This window comes from Bradyrhizobium sp. 1200_D9_N1_1, assembly GCF_052075915.1.
GTDB classification, from domain to species: domain Bacteria; phylum Pseudomonadota; class Alphaproteobacteria; order Rhizobiales; family Xanthobacteraceae; genus Bradyrhizobium; species Bradyrhizobium diazoefficiens.
Genome location: NZ_CP197226.1, coordinates 6,609,460 through 6,624,465, shown reverse-complemented (window position 1 = coordinate 6,624,465; position 15,006 = coordinate 6,609,460). Strand labels below are relative to the sequence as shown.

Here is a 15,006-nt window from a genome sequence, read left to right as displayed (position 1 = left end):
CAGGAATCCGACCATGGCCAATGCCCAGCTTCAATCCGTGCTCGACCACATCGACAAGGATTTCGACAACAGCCTTGAGCGCCTGTTCTCGCTGTTGCGGATCAAGTCGATCTCGGCGGATCCGGCCTTTGCCAACGACTGCAAGGCCGCGGCCGAGCATCTCGCCAAGGATATCGCGAGCCTGGGTGTCGCCACCGAAGTGAGGCCGACCGCCGGCCATCCCGCCATCGTCGGCAAGACCGGAGCGGGCGGGCGACCGCATGTGATCTTCTATGGCCATTACGACGTGCAGCCGGTCGATCCGCTGGACCTCTGGCACCGTCCGCCGTTCGAGCCTGCCGTCACCGATCATGCCGATGGCCGCAAGATCATCGTCGCCCGCGGCGCCGAGGACGACAAGGGCCAGGTAATGACCTTCGTCGAGGCCTGCCGCGCCTGGAAGAAGGTGACGGGCTCGCTGCCGATCGACGTCACCTTCCTGATCGAAGGCGAGGAGGAGGTCGGCTCGAAGAATTTCGTGCCTTTCATCGAGGCCAACAAGGACGAGTTCAAAGCCGATTACGTGCTGGTCTGCGACACCGGCATGTGGGACCGCAACACGCCGGCGATCACGACGTCGCTGCGCGGCCTGCTCTATGAAGAGCTGAAGATCACCGCCGCCAATCGCGATTTGCATTCCGGCGTGTTCGGCGGCAGCGCGATGAACCCGATCCGGGTGCTCACGAAAATTCTCGGTGGGCTGTTCGACGACGATAACCGCATCACCATCCCCGGCTTTTATGACGGGGTGAAGGACCTGCCGCCCGATATCCTGGAGCAGTGGAAGAAGCTCAACCTGACGCCGGAGATGTTCCTGAAGCCGATCGGCCTGTCGATCCCGGCCGGCGAGAAGGGCCGGCTCCTGATCGAGCAGGCCTCCTCGCGTCCGACCTGCGACGTCAACGGCATCTGGGGCGGCTATATCGGCGAAGGCTCCAAGACGGTGATCCCGTCGCATGCGTCCGCCAAGGTCTCGTTCCGTCTGGTCGAGGGACAGGACCCCGCAAAGATCCGTAAGGCCTTCCGCGACTACGTGACGGCACGGCTTCCCGGCGACTGCAAGGTCGAGTTCGGCGACCATTCCGCCGCGCCCGCGGTCGCGCTCGACTGGAACATGAAGCCGCTCGCCGCCGCCAGCAAGGCGCTGACCGAGGAATGGGGCAAGGAGACCGTGCTGATGGGCTCGGGCGCCTCGATCCCGATCGTCGCCGACTTCAAGCGCACGCTGGGACTGGACTCGCTGCTGGTCGGCTTCGGCTTGGATGACGACAACATCCACTCGCCGAACGAGAAGTACGACCTCCGCAGCTTCCAGAAGGGCATCCGCTCCTGGGCGCGCATCCTCGCCGCGCTGGCCGAGGTGAAGTAGCACACGGTGCCGTAGGGTGGGCAAAGGCGCGCTCTTCGCGCGCCGTGCCCACCATCTCTCCGCGATTGCGATCGAAGGGGTGGGCACGCTTCGCTTTGCCCACCCTACGAAATCTCTATCTTCGTCATTGCGAGCGAAGCAATCCAGAATCCCGCCGCGGAAACAGTCTGGATTGCTTCGTCGCAAGAGCTCCTCGCAATGACTGCCGCCCCAAATAAAAACGCCGCCCGGAATTGGGCGGCGTTTCATTCCAGAACGTGCAGAGGTAGTTGAGAGCTACCTTACACGAAATCCCGAAAATCTCAAGACCGATAGCCCGGCAGCTCGCGGTCGAGCTTGCGCAGCAGGGGCGGCCAGACGAGGTTGGTCGCACGCAGCTCGGCGCGGTCGCGGTTGGCGAGCAGCTCGGTGTTCTTCTCGATCGCAATCTCCTCGACCGGATAGACCGGCGTGCCGAGCGCGCGCGTGCGCACCTGCATCGAGCAGGCGCGCTCGAGGTGATACATGCGCTCGAAGGCCGAGGCGACCGAGCGGCCGACCGTCAGCGTACCGTGGTTGCGCAGCAGCATGTGGTTGTGGTCGCCGAGGTCCTTCTGCAGCCGCGGCCGCTCGTCGTGGTCGAGCGCGATGCCTTCATAGTCGTGATAGGCAAGGTCGTGGGTGACGAGCTGGGCGGTCTGGTTCAGCGGCAGCAGCCCTTCGGCGCTGCTCGAGACCGCGGTGCCGTCGAGGGTGTGGAGATGCAGCACGCAGATCGCGTCCTCGCGCACCTCGTGGATCGCCGAATGGATGGTGAAGCCGGCCGGGTTGATGCTGTACTCGCTCTCGGAGAGCTGGTTGCCGTGCAGGTCGACCTTGACGAGGCTCGAGGCCGTGATCTCGTCGAACATCAGCCCGTAGGGGTTGATGAGGAAGTGATGCTCGGGGCCGGGCACGCGGGCGGAGATGTGGGTGTCGACCAGATCGTCCCAGCCGTACAGCGAGACGAGGCGATAGCAGGCGGCGAGGTTGACCCGTTGCTGCCACTCGGCCTCCGTCATGTTCGACGGCACTTCCTTCAGGCGCGCTTCCGCTGGTGACATGGCAAATCTCTCCGAACCTCGTTGTTGCGGAGCAAGAGCCTAGTCTCGGGTGAGGTCGGCGGCAAGGCGCTCAAAGCGCGGCAGTTCAGCGTCGCCCGCATGGAGTGCGCGTTTGAGGTTCCGGATTTCAGAACCGTCCGACGCGACGTTTCGTCTACGCGGCCGTACGATCGGACAATGATCTTACGGTGCCGGGATCGAGAGCAGGCTGGAAATGCTGCTGCCGCGGATGTCGTAGACGCGGGCGAACACCACGTCGTCGCGCTTGATCTCGACCATGACGGGCGCGGTCAGGCCCTTGCAGTAGAACTCGCCGAGCGTCATGGCGAAATCGGCGGCATTGGAGTCCCAGCCGATGGTGAAGTCGGGCCCGAGCGCGACCTGCGCCGGACGCTGCGGACCGCACACCGCGACCTTCCATTTGCGGTTGCGCGGCGGCACTTCCTGGCGCTCGACCAGCTGCTCGCGCAGCTCGTCGGAGGCCTGCTTCAGCGCGAGGCCCCAATAGTCCAGCATGAAGCGGTCGTCGGCGGCGCGCACCGTGCCGGCGATGTGGTTGAAGTGGGTGTATTGATAGGGATGCAGCCGGATCATCTCGGCGAGCGGGAGCGCAAGGCCAAAGCAGAAGGTGGCGAGCACGACCGGCTGCCAGGTTCGGTGGTTGGCGCGCAGGCGCTCCATGGTCCAGGCGAAGGCGACGCCGCCGAGCACTGCCATCGGCGGGATCACGAAGACGAAATGGCGGATGCCGTTGTACAGCGCGGGCCGCTTCACCATCGCGATCGCGAGCGGCAGGGTCGCGGCGAGCGTCAGCATCAGCAGGATGGTCTTGCGGCGGGCCGGAACCTCGCCGCGCGGCAGCAGCGCGAAGGTGCTGACCACGGCGCCGGTCATCAGCACCAGCATCACCTCGGGCAACTGAAGCGCGAACAGCGTCGGCAGATAGGACCAGGGCATGTCGGGGACCGACACGATCGCGCCGTCGAACATCTCCTTCCAGGGCTTCTCGAAGAAGTGCGAGAAGTAGGTCAGCGCCTCGAAGGGATTGCCGGGCTCCATGATCGACCACGGCCAGATCAGGCCCATCACGAGATAGCCGAACACAAGGCCGGGCAGCAGCAGGTAGACGACATGGGCGAAGCGGCGGGCCGCTTCGCGAACGCCTTCGGTGCGCAGTTCCTCCAGGAACAGCGGGATGAAGCCGATCAGGGCGTAGACCAGCGCAAGCCCGCCGAGGATGCGGCAGCCGATCGACAGGCCGGCACCTAAGCCGACGATCAGGATCGTGCGCGGCGAAGGCTGCGGATATTCCTCCGCGAGCCGGACGAGGCCCAGCATCAGGATGATCATGGCCACCGCGAAGGGCGCGTCCTTCGGGTTCATGAACATGTGGCCGTAGAAGATCGGGCAGAGCGCGAGCAGAAGCAGCGCAGCGAGGCCTGCGAGCGGCCCGCCGATGCGGCGGCCGAGCCGCCACGTCACGGCAAGCCCGATCACGCCGACGATCGCGCCGACCAGGCGGCGCGTCTCGAACAGCTCGAGCGGAATGACCTTGTGCAGGAGGGCCGCGACCATGTCGAAGCCGCCGCCATACATATAGAGGTTGGCGAAGGAGAGCGCCGCGGTGTCCTTGAAGCCGGAACCGAACATGCGCAGCAACAGATCGGCATATTCAGCGTGGGTGTAGTCGTCCCAGCCGAGCCCGTAATCGCGGAAGGTCAGGCCTGCGATGACGGCGACCGCGGCCAGCACCAGCATGGCGAGATCGTCGCAAGTCCGTTCGACCGAGCGCCGCAGAGGCGTGTCGATCGCCGAAGTCGTGATGGATGTCATGGCTATTGGTGACCCGGAATCCCCTCTCGGCCCTGCTGGTGCGCGCGGGCCTGCTCCCCGGACTCCGTATAGCGCAGTTCCATTACCAAGTAATTGGGCATTATGGCTAAATTCCTGATGCGACGCAGCAAATCCAGAAACTCAAGAGCACTGTAGCAGTAGCAATCCGTAGCTGAAGGGAATGTGAATAAGTCCCTGATTTCCTTCCCTTTAGGAACGCTGATCGCAATTCGTCGTTGGCGAGCAACACAGGAAGACGGTATCGTGGCGTGTGTCGCGTATGGATGCGCGGCCGGGGGTGAGTTCGATGACGTTGGCATTATTGATCGCGGGGATTGTCGCCGTCCTGGCGGGCCTCCTTGCGATCCTGTTTGGCTTCACCGTCAGGGAGTTCAGCCTCGGCAGTACCCTCATAATCTCGGGCACGATCGGCGTCTGCTCCGGAATGTTACTGGCGGGCCTCCATTTGGTGGTGCTGGAACTGAAGGGCATTGCCCGCCGGCTGGCCGGTGCCGCCGCACCGTCCGAAGTGCGCGTCAGGCCCGTGCTGCCGGGTCTCGCGCTGCCCGGCGCGCCTGCGCCCGAGCCTGCTCCGGCGATGCGCGCCGAGCCGACGGCCCCGCCATCGCCGGCCGCGCCGCCGCCATGGCAAGGCGAGGCACCGATGCGCGAGCGGCCGCGCGTCGAGCCGCCACCGGAGCCGGAACCTCCGGCTCCGCCCGCAGCTCCGGAAGTGCCGCGCCGGCGCAACCTGCTGTTCGCCTCGACCTCGCGAAAGGAACGCGAGCGTGCGGAGGCCAAGGCCACCGAGGGCCCGCCGCCGCATGCCGAGCCCGCGGCGCCTGCCGGCCCGGACACGCCGCCTGCAAGCTTCGACGACGCCTGGCCGAAGCCGGATCGTATGCGCCCGCCGGAACCGCCGGCCGCCTCGCGCCGCCCGCCACCGCGCTCGCCCTCGACCTTTGTCGAGGCTACCCCGCCGCCTGCACCCGAGCCGGAGTCGGAGCCGGCGGTCGAGCAGGCGCCCGTGACCGTGCTCAAATCCGGTGTCGTCGACGGCATGGCCTATTCGCTCTATTCCGACGGCTCGATCGAAGCGCAGATGCCGGAAGGCATGATGCGCTTTGCCTCGATCGACGAGTTGCGCGCGCATCTTGACCAGCGCTCCTGAGGACTGCCGGGGCCAAGTAAAGCGCCAGCTTTCTTGTCACTTCGCCAGTCATCAGCCCATAGTCGTCAGTCCTGTATTTTGGCCGAACGTATTGTTGACACGGAATACTTCGAAGTCGTCTCTCCCGTGAGACGCAAGGTGGAGAAAGGTCGGGCCCATGTCGGATGCCGGGGCTAAGAATTTCATTGAGCTGACAGCGAGCATCGTCTCGGCCTATCTCGGCAACAACCCCACGCCGGCCGCGGAGATCCCGAACCTGATCAGCCAGGTGCACGGCGCGCTGGTGCGGGTCTCGTCGGGCCGCGTCGAGGCGGCGCCGCTCGAGCCGGCCAAGCCGGCGGTGTCGCTGAAGAAGTCGATCGCGCCGGACTATCTGGTCTGCCTGGAAGACGGCAAGCGCTTCAAGTCGCTGAAGCGCCATCTGCGCACCCAGTACAACATGACGCCCGAGCAGTACCGCGAGAAATGGGGCCTGCCGGCCGACTATCCCATGGTCGCGCCGAACTACGCGGTGGCGCGCTCGCAACTGGCAAAGCAGATGGGTTTGGGACAGCAGCAGCGGAAGCGGAAGTAGAGCCGGCCTCGAATCTCGTAGGGTGGGCAAAGCGAAGCGTGCCCACCATCCGGCTCACAATTGTTGATAGATGGTGGGCACGGCGCAAGTGCGCCTTTGCCCACCCTACGCAGCGCTTCCCACCATGAGGATCTTCAGGTGGCTTCCGCCAGCGCCTCTTTCGCGTCGGTCTTGATGCGCTCGACCATCGAGCGCAGGCCGTTGGAGCGCTGCGGCGTCAGGTGATCGCGAAAGCCGAACTCGTCGAACACCGCGATCGCGTCGGTCGCGAGGATCTGCTGCGGCGTGCGGCCCGAATAGAGCGCGAGCACGATCGCGACCAGGCCGCGCACGATATGAGCGTCACTGTCGCCGCGATATTTCAGGATCGGCGCGCCGCCATCGCGCTCGACCAGCTTCTGGAGCCAGACCTGGCTGACGCAGCCATTCACCTTGTTGGCGGCCGAATGCTCGGCCTCGGGCATCGGTTCCAGGGTGCGGCCAAGCTCGATGACGTACCGGTAGCGGTCGTCCCACTCGTCCAGAATCTCGAAATTGTCCCTGATTTCGTCGATCGTCGTCATGCTGGCCTATCGTTCCCGTTCAGCCCAATATAAGGACGCGAAGTCGTGAAATCGATAGGGTTTGGGGGCTAATTCGCGAGCCCCGGTCCGCGCCATTCCAGCGCGAGGTCGTCCTGGGTCAGGGTGTCGCGCGGCGCCTCGCTCCCAGCAGTGTCGCCTTCGCCGGCCAGTGCTATCGAGCCGGTGTGGTCGGGCGCCTTCTTGTCGCTCTTCTCGTTCTTCTCGTTGGTGATCTGCTCTTTCTTGTCGTTGATGATCTGATAGATCTTCTTCGCGCCGTCCTGGGCGCGCTGGCCGATGATCGACGCGGCCTGTCCGCCGACCTCGCAGGCCGCCGGCTGGCGCTTGCAGAACTGGGTCATGTCGGAGACGGCCGCGGTCGCAGCCTGCACCGCGTCGGCGGCGCCGATCTGCGGCAGCTTCTCCGATTCGGGCGTCTTGTCCCGCGGCAGGAGCACCAGCACCAGCCCGAGCCAGAATGTGATGCGGAGCAGAAAGCGCATCTTATCGACCTGTATGTTAGATCCCGCCGCGGCGATTTCCGCAGAGCGCGTCGGACCTAGCAACTCTCGATAAATCGCAAGTGATTGCCTTGAGCTTAATTCGCGGAATTTTTACGCAAAAAACTTCGAAAATGGCGGCCTCGTAAATTTTCCATTGATGCCGAGCCCCCGTGATCTTGCGGTCTTCCGCATCTACTAATTCGAAACCATGCCGGCCGGGGTGAAACCCTGTGTTCACCATCCTCGCCGAAGACGTCGTCAAATCGTCTAAAAAGCTCCGCGATGACACGCTGTCCGGCGCCGGGCCGTGCCGCCTTAGCACTCGTTTAAGGTCGCTCTGACACGGTGGCTCAACGACAAGGAGGCGTTCCGGCGCGTCTCTCCGACGAATGAGCCGAAGCGCGAGACCCGTGACAGTTTTGAGTATCATCCGCGATTGTCTCGATGCGCTGCTGCATCCCTCCGCGCGTTACGACGCGCTGACGCGAGCGCGCCATCGTGCCTTCATGGCGCCGCGCCTGCTCGGCAGCCTGGCAGCGTTTGCCGCATTCCCGATCTATCTCGCCATGCGTGGCGCACCGAGCGCGGTCGAGGTCGCGGCCTTTGCCTGGCTGATCGCGCCGATCATGTTGTCCTGGTTCCTGTCGCGCACCGGCCGCTACGAAGGCGCGCATGTGCTGTCGTCGCTGGCGCTCGCCGGCCTGATCATGGCGGTCGCAATCACGACCGGCGGCATCGAATCATTCGCCGCGGTGTGGCTGATCGTCGTTCCCCTCGAGGCTGCGCTGTCGGCATCGCGACGCGTCGCCGCCTTTGCCTCGCTGCTCGCGCTCTCCTGCGCGGGGATACTGATTTTCGTCGGCCAGCTCGGCTGGCTGCCGCTGGATGCGCCGGGTGCCGCGGAGCGTAGCCTGCTGATGGCGTTTGGCGTCGCCTCGGCCACCCTCTATGCTGCAGGCCTCGCTTTCGGCGCGGAGTCGCTCGCACGCACCGGCGTTGCGCTGCTGTCGCGTGAGGAGGAGCGTTATCGCCTGCTTGCGCGCAACATGAGCGACGTCATCTCGCGGCATCGGCGCAACGGCGCGGTGCAGTTCATCTCGCCGGCCGCCGAGGCCATGCTCGGAATGCCCGTCGCGCAGCTGCACGGCCACGGTCTGTTCGATCGCGTCCATGTCGCCGACCGGCCGGCCTATCTCACCGCTTTGTCCGATGCCGCGCGCGGTAATGTGCGCAGCGTCGAGTTCCGGCTGCGGCGGGAGCCGACCGGCTCGGAGCGCGGCCAGGTTGACTTCATCTGGGTCGAGATGCGCTGCCGGCCGCTCGACCAGGATCTCGGCCGCCAGGATATTGACCGTGATGTCGCACGCGAGACGGAAGTCGTCGCCGTGATGCGCGACGTCACCGATCGCAAGCTCTCCGAGCAGGCGCTCGATCAGGCCCGCAGCGCCGCCGAAGCGGCCGACGCCGCCAAGACGCGCTTCCTCGCCACCATGAGCCACGAGCTGCGCACGCCGCTCAACGCCATTATCGGCTTCTCCGACATGATCGCGCAGGAGCAGGCCCTGATGCTGGGTGCGGCCCAGCGCAAGGAATATGCCCAACTGATCAACGATTCCGGCCAGCATTTGCTGTCGGTGGTCAACGGCATCCTCGACATGTCCAAGATGGAATCGGGCAATTTCGAGATTGCGTCGGAGCCGTTCGCGCCGCGCGCCTCGCTGATGCATTGCTGCAATCTGCTGGCGCTGAAGGCGCGGGAGAACGGCATCGACCTCATCACCGACGCGCCGCAGGACCTGCCTGTCATGACCGGCGATCCCAGAGCCTTCAAGCAGATCGTGCTCAACCTCGTCGCCAACGCCATCAAGTTCACCGAGCGCGGCGGCCAGGTCTCCGTATCAGCCGCGGTGTCGGGGTCGCACCTCACGCTGCGTATCAGCGATACCGGCGTCGGCATCGCGCCCGACGACCTCAAGCGTATCGGTGCGCCGTTCTTCCAGGCCGGCAAGACCTATCAGCGCCGTCACGAAGGCACCGGACTCGGACTTTCGATCGTGAAGAGTCTTGTGGCGTTGCATCTCGGCGATTTGACGGTACAAAGCAGGCTCGGCGAGGGCACCGCCGTCACCGTCAAGCTGCCGCTGGTTTACACGTCGCCGCAAGCCAAACCTGCCGATAGAATGCCGGCCGAGAGCAAGATCGCGACTTTGACGCCGGTGCCGCGCCAGGAACATCACGACCAACATCACGACCAACTTCAGGACCAACCTGCTCTGGTGAAGAAAAGTGCCTAAGAAGTCTGCAAAGGACGAAGCTGCTCCGCGCCGTCGTGGCGCCAAGGCTGCGGCTGTCGACGTTGAGACCGAGCGCAACCTCGTGATGCGCGTGCTGCTGCACAGTCCCAAGGATACGCTGGCCGGCCTCGTCGCCGTTGCCGCCATCAGCGCGATCGTTGCCAATGCGCTGTTCCTCCAGACCGGAAGGCATCCGGCACCGATGTTCGGCACCGTGATCAATCTTCCCGCGCCGTCGTCCGTGCCGCTGTCGAACCCCTTGCCGCGTCCGCGCCCCGTCGGCGCCGATACCTCGCCGCTCGAGCCGAGAGCGACGGAGTTCCGCGCCGAGCCCAAGTCCGTAGAGCCCAAGTCTGTAGAGCCCAAGCCTGTCGAGAGAGTTGCCGAGAGGGCGCCGGAGAAGCCGGTCGAGGCGACCGCATCGACTCCGCGCTCGGCCGATCCTTTGACCAACCTGGTCAAGCAAACGACGTCGACGCCGTCCTCCGTTGCCGTCGCGCGTCCGCCGGCCCCGATCCCGGCGCAGCAGAGCCCGGCCGTACGGCGTATCGCCGGCGTGCAGCGCGCGCTGTCCGAATACGGCTGCGGCAATTTGAAGGTCACGGGCGCGATGAGCGGCGAGACCCAGTCCGCGATCCAGAAATTCGAGCGCGAGCACAAGATGCAGGTCACCGGCCAGGTGTCCGATCGCCTGCTGCGCGAGCTCGCCGCCGCGATCGGTCATCCGGTCGAATAGCGACATTTGTCGTCGTCATTGACGCGGATCAATTGGCCGCGCGTGATCCGCAAGGGGATGCCAGCCCTGCGCCGGCGTGATTTGTCCGGGATCAATGACTGTCGGCGGCGTCAGGGAAGATGATCGCTCATCCTCATCAAGGAAGAGAGGTCATCATGTTCAAGGTCTCGATTCTCGTCTGGATCATGCTGGGTACCGTGCTGGCGGGCGTCAGCCTGATCGTGGTGCTGATGGTGCCGAGCCTTGCCGCGGAGGCGATCAAGAACATCCCCTATGCCGCGGCCATCGGGTTTGCGCTTGCGATGCCGCTGTCATATCTCGTCGCACGCCAGATCGGCGGCGGACAGGGTGCAGGCAAGGCGTAGCGCGCGCGCCGAGACTGGCGGGACGCGTCGTACTGGCCTATCGTCCGACTCATGCGTTTGAAATCCAACATATGGGTCGCGGCTTATTTGCGCCGGTGCCAGAGCGAGGGCGTGTTCGGGGCGGTGCGCCGTCGCGGCGCCGAGGAGGCGGGCGCGGTGTTCGTGAAGGTGTCGCTGCTCGACGGCAATGCGATGCTCTACGTGCCGGCGCCGCAGACCGTCTATGACGACGGCCGGCCCGTCGACCGCTTCTTCGTGCCGGTTGCATCGCAGCCGCTGCCGGAGCCCGCGGTCGAGGAACGGCTGACCAAGGAAATCCGCTTCGATTCGGATGCCTGGATCGTCGAGACCGAAGACCGCGCCGGGCGGCACTTCCTGGAATTGGCGAAGACCTGACTAGTGATCCGACGACCCGCCGGTGCCGGTCCGCACCGTTGGGCTGGAGCCGGGCTGCACGCCGGGCCGCGTCTGGCTTGCGCCCGCACGCGCACGCTGGCGTTCCCCATCGTGCAGCGACGACTGATACTTTGCCCGCGTCACCGCGAGCGCGGAGCCGCGCCAGGCGGCCAGCATCACCAGCGCGGAGCGCTCGCCGAGGCGATCGTAGAGCCGCGACAGCCGGTACACGTTGTTCACGGAGTTGCCGATCTCCGGCTTGAAGAACAAGAGGATGCGCTGGAAGTTCGGGCTCGGCATGTCGAGCGCGCGCGCGGCGACCGCGAGCGCTTCGCCGCCGGGATCGTCGACGATCTCTGCCGCGACGCGCGAGGGCAGGATCAGGCTGTCGCCGAGCTCGTAGGTGAAATTCTCGACGTCGCCCGCGATCGCCGCCATCTCCAGGATCTGGATCGCGCGCTTGGCGCGCACGGTCGGAATCCGCGGCGCGGCCTTCAGCGGCGTCTGCTCCAGATTGTGCAGGATCAGCGCGCGCTGGGACGCATCGGCGTGGAAGAACATGTCGTGGATTTCGGCGGCGTCCGTCGGCTGCATCGCCATGTTCGAGGCCATACGCTGCTCGGCCTCGGTCGGCGCGCGGACCGGGGAGGGCGCGGGCGGGGGCGCCGCGATTTCGCGCGCGAGCGGAACCCTGCGGCCTTCCTGGGCGGCGACCAGCCCGAGCTTCTGCAGGATCGGGACGGGCGTCTGCGGATAGACCGCAAGCCGCGCCTTGACGGCGGCGCGCGTCGCATCGTCCACCTGGTCGATCAGTCGCGTGGCGAGTTCGACGAATTGCCGCTGTTCGTCCTCGCTGTGGACGCGCGTCTGGACATAGAGGTCGGTCAGCACGCGCAGCAGCGTCGGGCGAACATCGACGCCTTCGCGACGGGAGAGGGTCATCAGCCCGTCGAATCCGGGAAACAGCGACTTGGTCATGGAGGCGTACGCAACTCGGAAAAGAGACTTGCGAGTGAGCCTAGCGCAGGTTCTTTTAAAGCCTCGTTAAGGAAAACGAGGCGTGAAGCCGCCCCCGCAATTCAAGGCATTGTCGTGCCGCAACGGGACGGCGCGGCGGGTTCCGTGCGGCTACGGTCCAGAGCACATCTTTACACCCCGTTAACCATGAGCTGATCTTAATGATCCGCATGTTGCAGGGGCGCGTTTGGTCGCGCGGCAATTGAAGAGAGCTGACATGGGGACCATCATCGAATTTCCGGCCGGTCGCCGGGTAGGCTCGTCGGGGGACGTCGCACCGCGCGCGGACATGGGGACGATTCTGATCCTTCCCGTGATCCGCATCGAGCGCGAGGCGGACGAAACCAGCGGCGATCGCGGGCCGGAAGCGGGCACAGCGCCGGGGCGCCGTCGTCGTCGCCGCTAGATCCGGCTTTTGCAATGCCGGACACCATCCACCAGATCCGGCCCTTCGTATCGGCCGTCCTGCTCGCGCTGCTCGGCGCGACGCTCGGGGCCTGTAGCGGCGGCGATTTCGGCCGCACCCGCGCCGATATGCGCAGCGACGACATGCATCGCTGGCTCGGCACCGAGGCCGCCGGCAGCGTCGGGTTGAGACCGTCGCAATTCCAGCTCACCGACGAGGAGCGCCAGCTTCGCGACCTCGCCTATCCCCTGATCGAGCCGCCGCTGTCGCGCCCCGCATGGAAGAGCGTGTTCGGCGACTACAAGGCCTTGCCGTCACCGTGGCGGCAGAAGGTCGTGTTCGACCGCACCATGTACGGGCGCACGCTGATCGACGAGCCGCACCGCTCGCACTCCTCGCGCTATGCGCAGCTGATCGAGGACGTGCGCAACGACACCACCCGCTTCGAGCCGTTCTTCGCCTCCGCGATCAAGGTCATCGACCTCGACAGGAAGCGCGATGCCAGCATGGCGCGCGTCTCCGTCCTCTCTCCGAGGGAGAGAGACGACGCGGTCGCGCGCATGCAGGAGAACTCGCTGATCATCCAGTGGGTGCAGCAGTGCCTGGAGCAGCGCGTCTCCTCCTATCGCTGGGCGTTGGAGCGCCTGGTGATCCAGGCGCCCGACGGCATGGCCGCCGACGCCGACCGCCTGATCGGCGAGCTCGCGGCCCAGACCGCCAATCCGCCGGTCCAGGCGCAGCCGCCTTACGGCCGCGCGGTCATCTCGAAGGGCTGAGCGTCTTGCGCACACTGCGCTGGCGCGCGATCCGATCGGGCTTCCGCCGCTGCTTCTGAAGTTTCCCGACAAGATCCTTCAGCGCGTCCGCCAGCGGCACTGATGCGCGGTAGGCGAGGCCGACCTCGCGCTTGACCTTGACCTCGATCTCACGCACCGCGACATCGGGATTGCCGCGCGCGACGCCCTCGGGGACGATGGCGATGCCGATTCCGGCGGCGACCAGCGCCATGGCCCAGTCTTCCGATTGCGCGATCGCCGCGGTCTGGCGCCGCTGCGCGGCGCGGCCGAAGAATTGGCTTTGCTCGCAATGGCAGCGGTCGATCATGGCAGCGCCGGCGAGATCGGCGGCACGGAGCTTCTCCTTCAGCGTCAGCGGATGCGACGGCGGCAGCGCGGCGACATAGCGCTCGCTCCACAGCGCGACGAAATGCTCGTCGGCGCGCAGCATGGACTTCGAGATGATCCGCGCATCGGCGCGCTCGTCGCTGCCGACGAGGCGCAGCGCGATGTCGCTGCGCGCCGTCAGCGGCTTCAGCAGCGCGATCGTTCGGGGCACATCGAGCGTGCGCATCAGGCCGAGCGTGACCGTGGTCCTGGTCGCCTGCTTCCTGAACAGGCTGCGCGCGGCGTCCGACTCGTCGATGATGCGGCGGGCCAGCGCGTGAAACTGCTCGGCCGAGGCGGTGGGCGCGACGCCCTTCTTGTGCCGGATGAAAAGCGTGGTGCCGAGCTCGGCTTCCAGATTGGTGATCGCGGTCGAGATCGATGGCTGCGACACGAAGCAGGCCCGCGCCGCGGCGGTCAGGTTGCGCGCGCGATAGACGGCGGCGAAGTAGCGGAGTTCGCGGATGTCCATAGGATGAGCCTAGAGATATGATCAATATTCAATATTTTACCTATGGATCGGACGATGACAAGAACGCCCTGTTCACAACGGGCGAGGTCCTCCATGAAAATCCATCATCTCAACACCGGGACGATGTGCCCGATGGGCCGCCGCCTGGTGAACGGCACCGGCGGCCTGTTCCAGCGTGCCCGCATGGTCTGCCACTGCCTGCTGGTCGAAACGGGTGACGGGCTTGCCCTGGTCGATACCGGCATCGGGCTTGGCGATATCGCAGCCCCTGACCGGCTCGGACGGCGATGGCTGCGCCAGACCGCGCCAAGGCTCGATCCGTCCGAGACGGCGCTCGAGCAGGTGAAGGCGCTCGGCTATTCGCCCGCCGACGTGCGCCACGTGCTGCTGACGCATCTCGATCGTGATCACGCCGGCGGCGTGCCCGACTTTCCCCATGCCGCGATCCACGTCCATCGCGCCGAATACGACATGGCGGTGCAGAGCAGGCCGGCGCCGCCGGAAGGGCGCTATGTCACCGGGCAGTGGAGCCATGGTCCAAGCTGGACGTTCTATGGCGAGGCCGGCGAAGACTGGTTCGGCTTCAAGGGCGTGCGCGCGCTCGGCGACAAGGAGGCGGACATCCTGATGATCCCGCTCGCCGGCCATACGCTCGGCCATTGCGGCATCGCGGTCCGATCAGGCGACACATGGCTGCTGCATGCCGGCGACAGCTATTTCCATCACGGCCAGCTCGCGGCATCCCCGCGCATGCCGCTGGTGCTCGGCTATTTCCAGCGCCGCGCCGACATGGACCGCACGCAGCGGATCGCCAACCAGGCGCGGCTGCGCGCGCTGAAGCTCGCCCACGGCGACCGTGTGAGGATCGTCAACAGCCACGATCCCGTCGATTACGAGAACTGCCGGTGCGGGACGCACTGAGTGCGCGCCGGACCCGTCAACGCTTCATGCGCGCAGACGTCCGACGCCTTAGGTCCCCCGATGCGCGCGCGTGAGGCGGCCGCCGGCCGCCCTCGCAAGCCC

At 65.8% G+C, this 15,006-nt stretch carries 16 protein-coding genes; 10 read left to right on the top strand and 6 right to left on the bottom strand.

The features are described 5' to 3' along the window. Nucleotides 1-13 precede the first annotated feature (13 nt). Nucleotides 14-1,408, top strand: a complete 1,395-nt coding sequence (locus AB5K84_RS31815) for a M20/M25/M40 family metallo-hydrolase (RefSeq protein ID WP_011085848.1) — start codon at nt 14-16, stop codon at nt 1,406-1,408. 302 nt (nt 1,409-1,710) lie between these two features. Here the strand turns inward: AB5K84_RS31815 and AB5K84_RS31810 are convergent, their stop codons facing one another. Both AB5K84_RS31810 and AB5K84_RS31805 read right to left on the bottom strand, forming a co-directional pair. Next, a complete protein-coding gene (locus AB5K84_RS31810; protein ID WP_011085849.1) occupies nt 1,711-2,490 on the bottom strand; it encodes a class II aldolase/adducin family protein in 780 nt (259 codons plus the stop codon). 183 nt (nt 2,491-2,673) lie between these two features. Next, nucleotides 2,674-4,323: a glycosyltransferase family 39 protein gene (locus AB5K84_RS31805; RefSeq protein ID WP_011085850.1), complete on the bottom strand. Its 1,650-nt coding sequence runs from the start codon at nt 4,321-4,323 to the stop codon at nt 2,674-2,676. Nucleotides 4,324-4,630: 307 nt separating this feature from the next. Between AB5K84_RS31805 and AB5K84_RS31800 the strand changes: the two genes are divergently transcribed. Together AB5K84_RS31800 and AB5K84_RS31795 are read left to right on the top strand one after the other, a co-directional pair. Next, complete coding sequence (locus tag AB5K84_RS31800; RefSeq protein WP_028172288.1) at nt 4,631-5,494, top strand: hypothetical protein; 864 nt, start codon at nt 4,631-4,633, stop codon at nt 5,492-5,494. 157 nt (nt 5,495-5,651) lie between these two features. Continuing rightward, the gene (locus AB5K84_RS31795) at nt 5,652-6,068 is read left to right on the top strand and encodes a MucR family transcriptional regulator (RefSeq protein ID WP_011085852.1); all 417 of its coding nucleotides are present in this window, start codon (nt 5,652-5,654) and stop codon (nt 6,066-6,068) included. Nucleotides 6,069-6,202: 134 nt separating this feature from the next. Here the strand turns inward: AB5K84_RS31795 and AB5K84_RS31790 are convergent, their stop codons facing one another. Together AB5K84_RS31790 and AB5K84_RS31785 are read right to left on the bottom strand one after the other, a co-directional pair. After that, a complete protein-coding gene (locus AB5K84_RS31790) occupies nt 6,203-6,631 on the bottom strand; it encodes a SufE family protein (protein ID WP_011085853.1) in 429 nt (142 codons plus the stop codon). A gap of 68 nt (nt 6,632-6,699) precedes the next feature. Next, complete coding sequence (locus tag AB5K84_RS31785; RefSeq protein ID WP_011085854.1) at nt 6,700-7,134, bottom strand: DUF5330 domain-containing protein; 435 nt, start codon at nt 7,132-7,134, stop codon at nt 6,700-6,702. 389 nt (nt 7,135-7,523) lie between these two features. On the opposite strand from AB5K84_RS31785, the gene AB5K84_RS31780 reads away from it, so the two are divergent. The 4 genes from AB5K84_RS31780 (at nt 7,524) to AB5K84_RS31765 (ending at nt 10,925) form a co-directional block, all read left to right on the top strand. Further along, complete coding sequence (locus AB5K84_RS31780; protein ID WP_083860042.1) at nt 7,524-9,428, top strand: PAS domain-containing sensor histidine kinase; 1,905 nt, start codon at nt 7,524-7,526, stop codon at nt 9,426-9,428. Next, on the top strand, nt 9,421-10,164 hold the full coding sequence (locus AB5K84_RS31775; RefSeq protein ID WP_441232709.1) for a peptidoglycan-binding protein: 744 nt from the start codon (nt 9,421-9,423) through the stop codon (nt 10,162-10,164). The genes AB5K84_RS31780 and AB5K84_RS31775 overlap by 8 nt, the downstream gene beginning before the upstream one ends. Nucleotides 10,165-10,319: 155 nt before the next feature. Beyond that, nucleotides 10,320-10,529: a hypothetical protein gene (locus AB5K84_RS31770; protein WP_028172283.1), complete on the top strand. Its 210-nt coding sequence runs from the start codon at nt 10,320-10,322 to the stop codon at nt 10,527-10,529. A gap of 51 nt (nt 10,530-10,580) precedes the next feature. Further along, nucleotides 10,581-10,925, top strand: a complete 345-nt coding sequence (locus AB5K84_RS31765) for a DUF1491 family protein (protein WP_011085858.1) — start codon at nt 10,581-10,583, stop codon at nt 10,923-10,925. Here AB5K84_RS31765 and AB5K84_RS31760 read toward each other — a convergent pair whose 3' ends face one another. Beyond that, nucleotides 10,926-11,903, bottom strand: coding sequence for a DUF2336 domain-containing protein (locus tag AB5K84_RS31760; RefSeq protein ID WP_011085859.1), 978 nt, complete (start codon nt 11,901-11,903; stop codon nt 10,926-10,928). Between the two features lie 256 nt (nt 11,904-12,159). On the opposite strand from AB5K84_RS31760, the gene AB5K84_RS31755 reads away from it, so the two are divergent. Then, the gene (locus tag AB5K84_RS31755) at nt 12,160-12,348 is read left to right on the top strand and encodes a hypothetical protein (RefSeq protein ID WP_028172280.1); all 189 of its coding nucleotides are present in this window, start codon (nt 12,160-12,162) and stop codon (nt 12,346-12,348) included. 14 nt (nt 12,349-12,362) lie between these two features. Further along, nucleotides 12,363-13,124: a hypothetical protein gene (locus tag AB5K84_RS31750; RefSeq protein WP_011085860.1), complete on the top strand. Its 762-nt coding sequence runs from the start codon at nt 12,363-12,365 to the stop codon at nt 13,122-13,124. Here the strand turns inward: AB5K84_RS31750 and AB5K84_RS31745 are convergent. Continuing rightward, nucleotides 13,108-13,983 (bottom strand): LysR family transcriptional regulator, encoded by an 876-nt coding sequence (locus AB5K84_RS31745; protein WP_011085861.1) that lies wholly within the window; start codon nt 13,981-13,983, stop codon nt 13,108-13,110. The two genes, AB5K84_RS31750 and AB5K84_RS31745, sit on opposite strands and share 17 nt — an antisense overlap. 93 nt (nt 13,984-14,076) lie before the next feature. On the opposite strand from AB5K84_RS31745, the gene AB5K84_RS31740 reads away from it, so the two are divergent. Beyond that, complete coding sequence (locus AB5K84_RS31740; RefSeq protein WP_038965729.1) at nt 14,077-14,904, top strand: MBL fold metallo-hydrolase; 828 nt, start codon at nt 14,077-14,079, stop codon at nt 14,902-14,904. Nucleotides 14,905-15,006 lie beyond the last annotated feature (102 nt).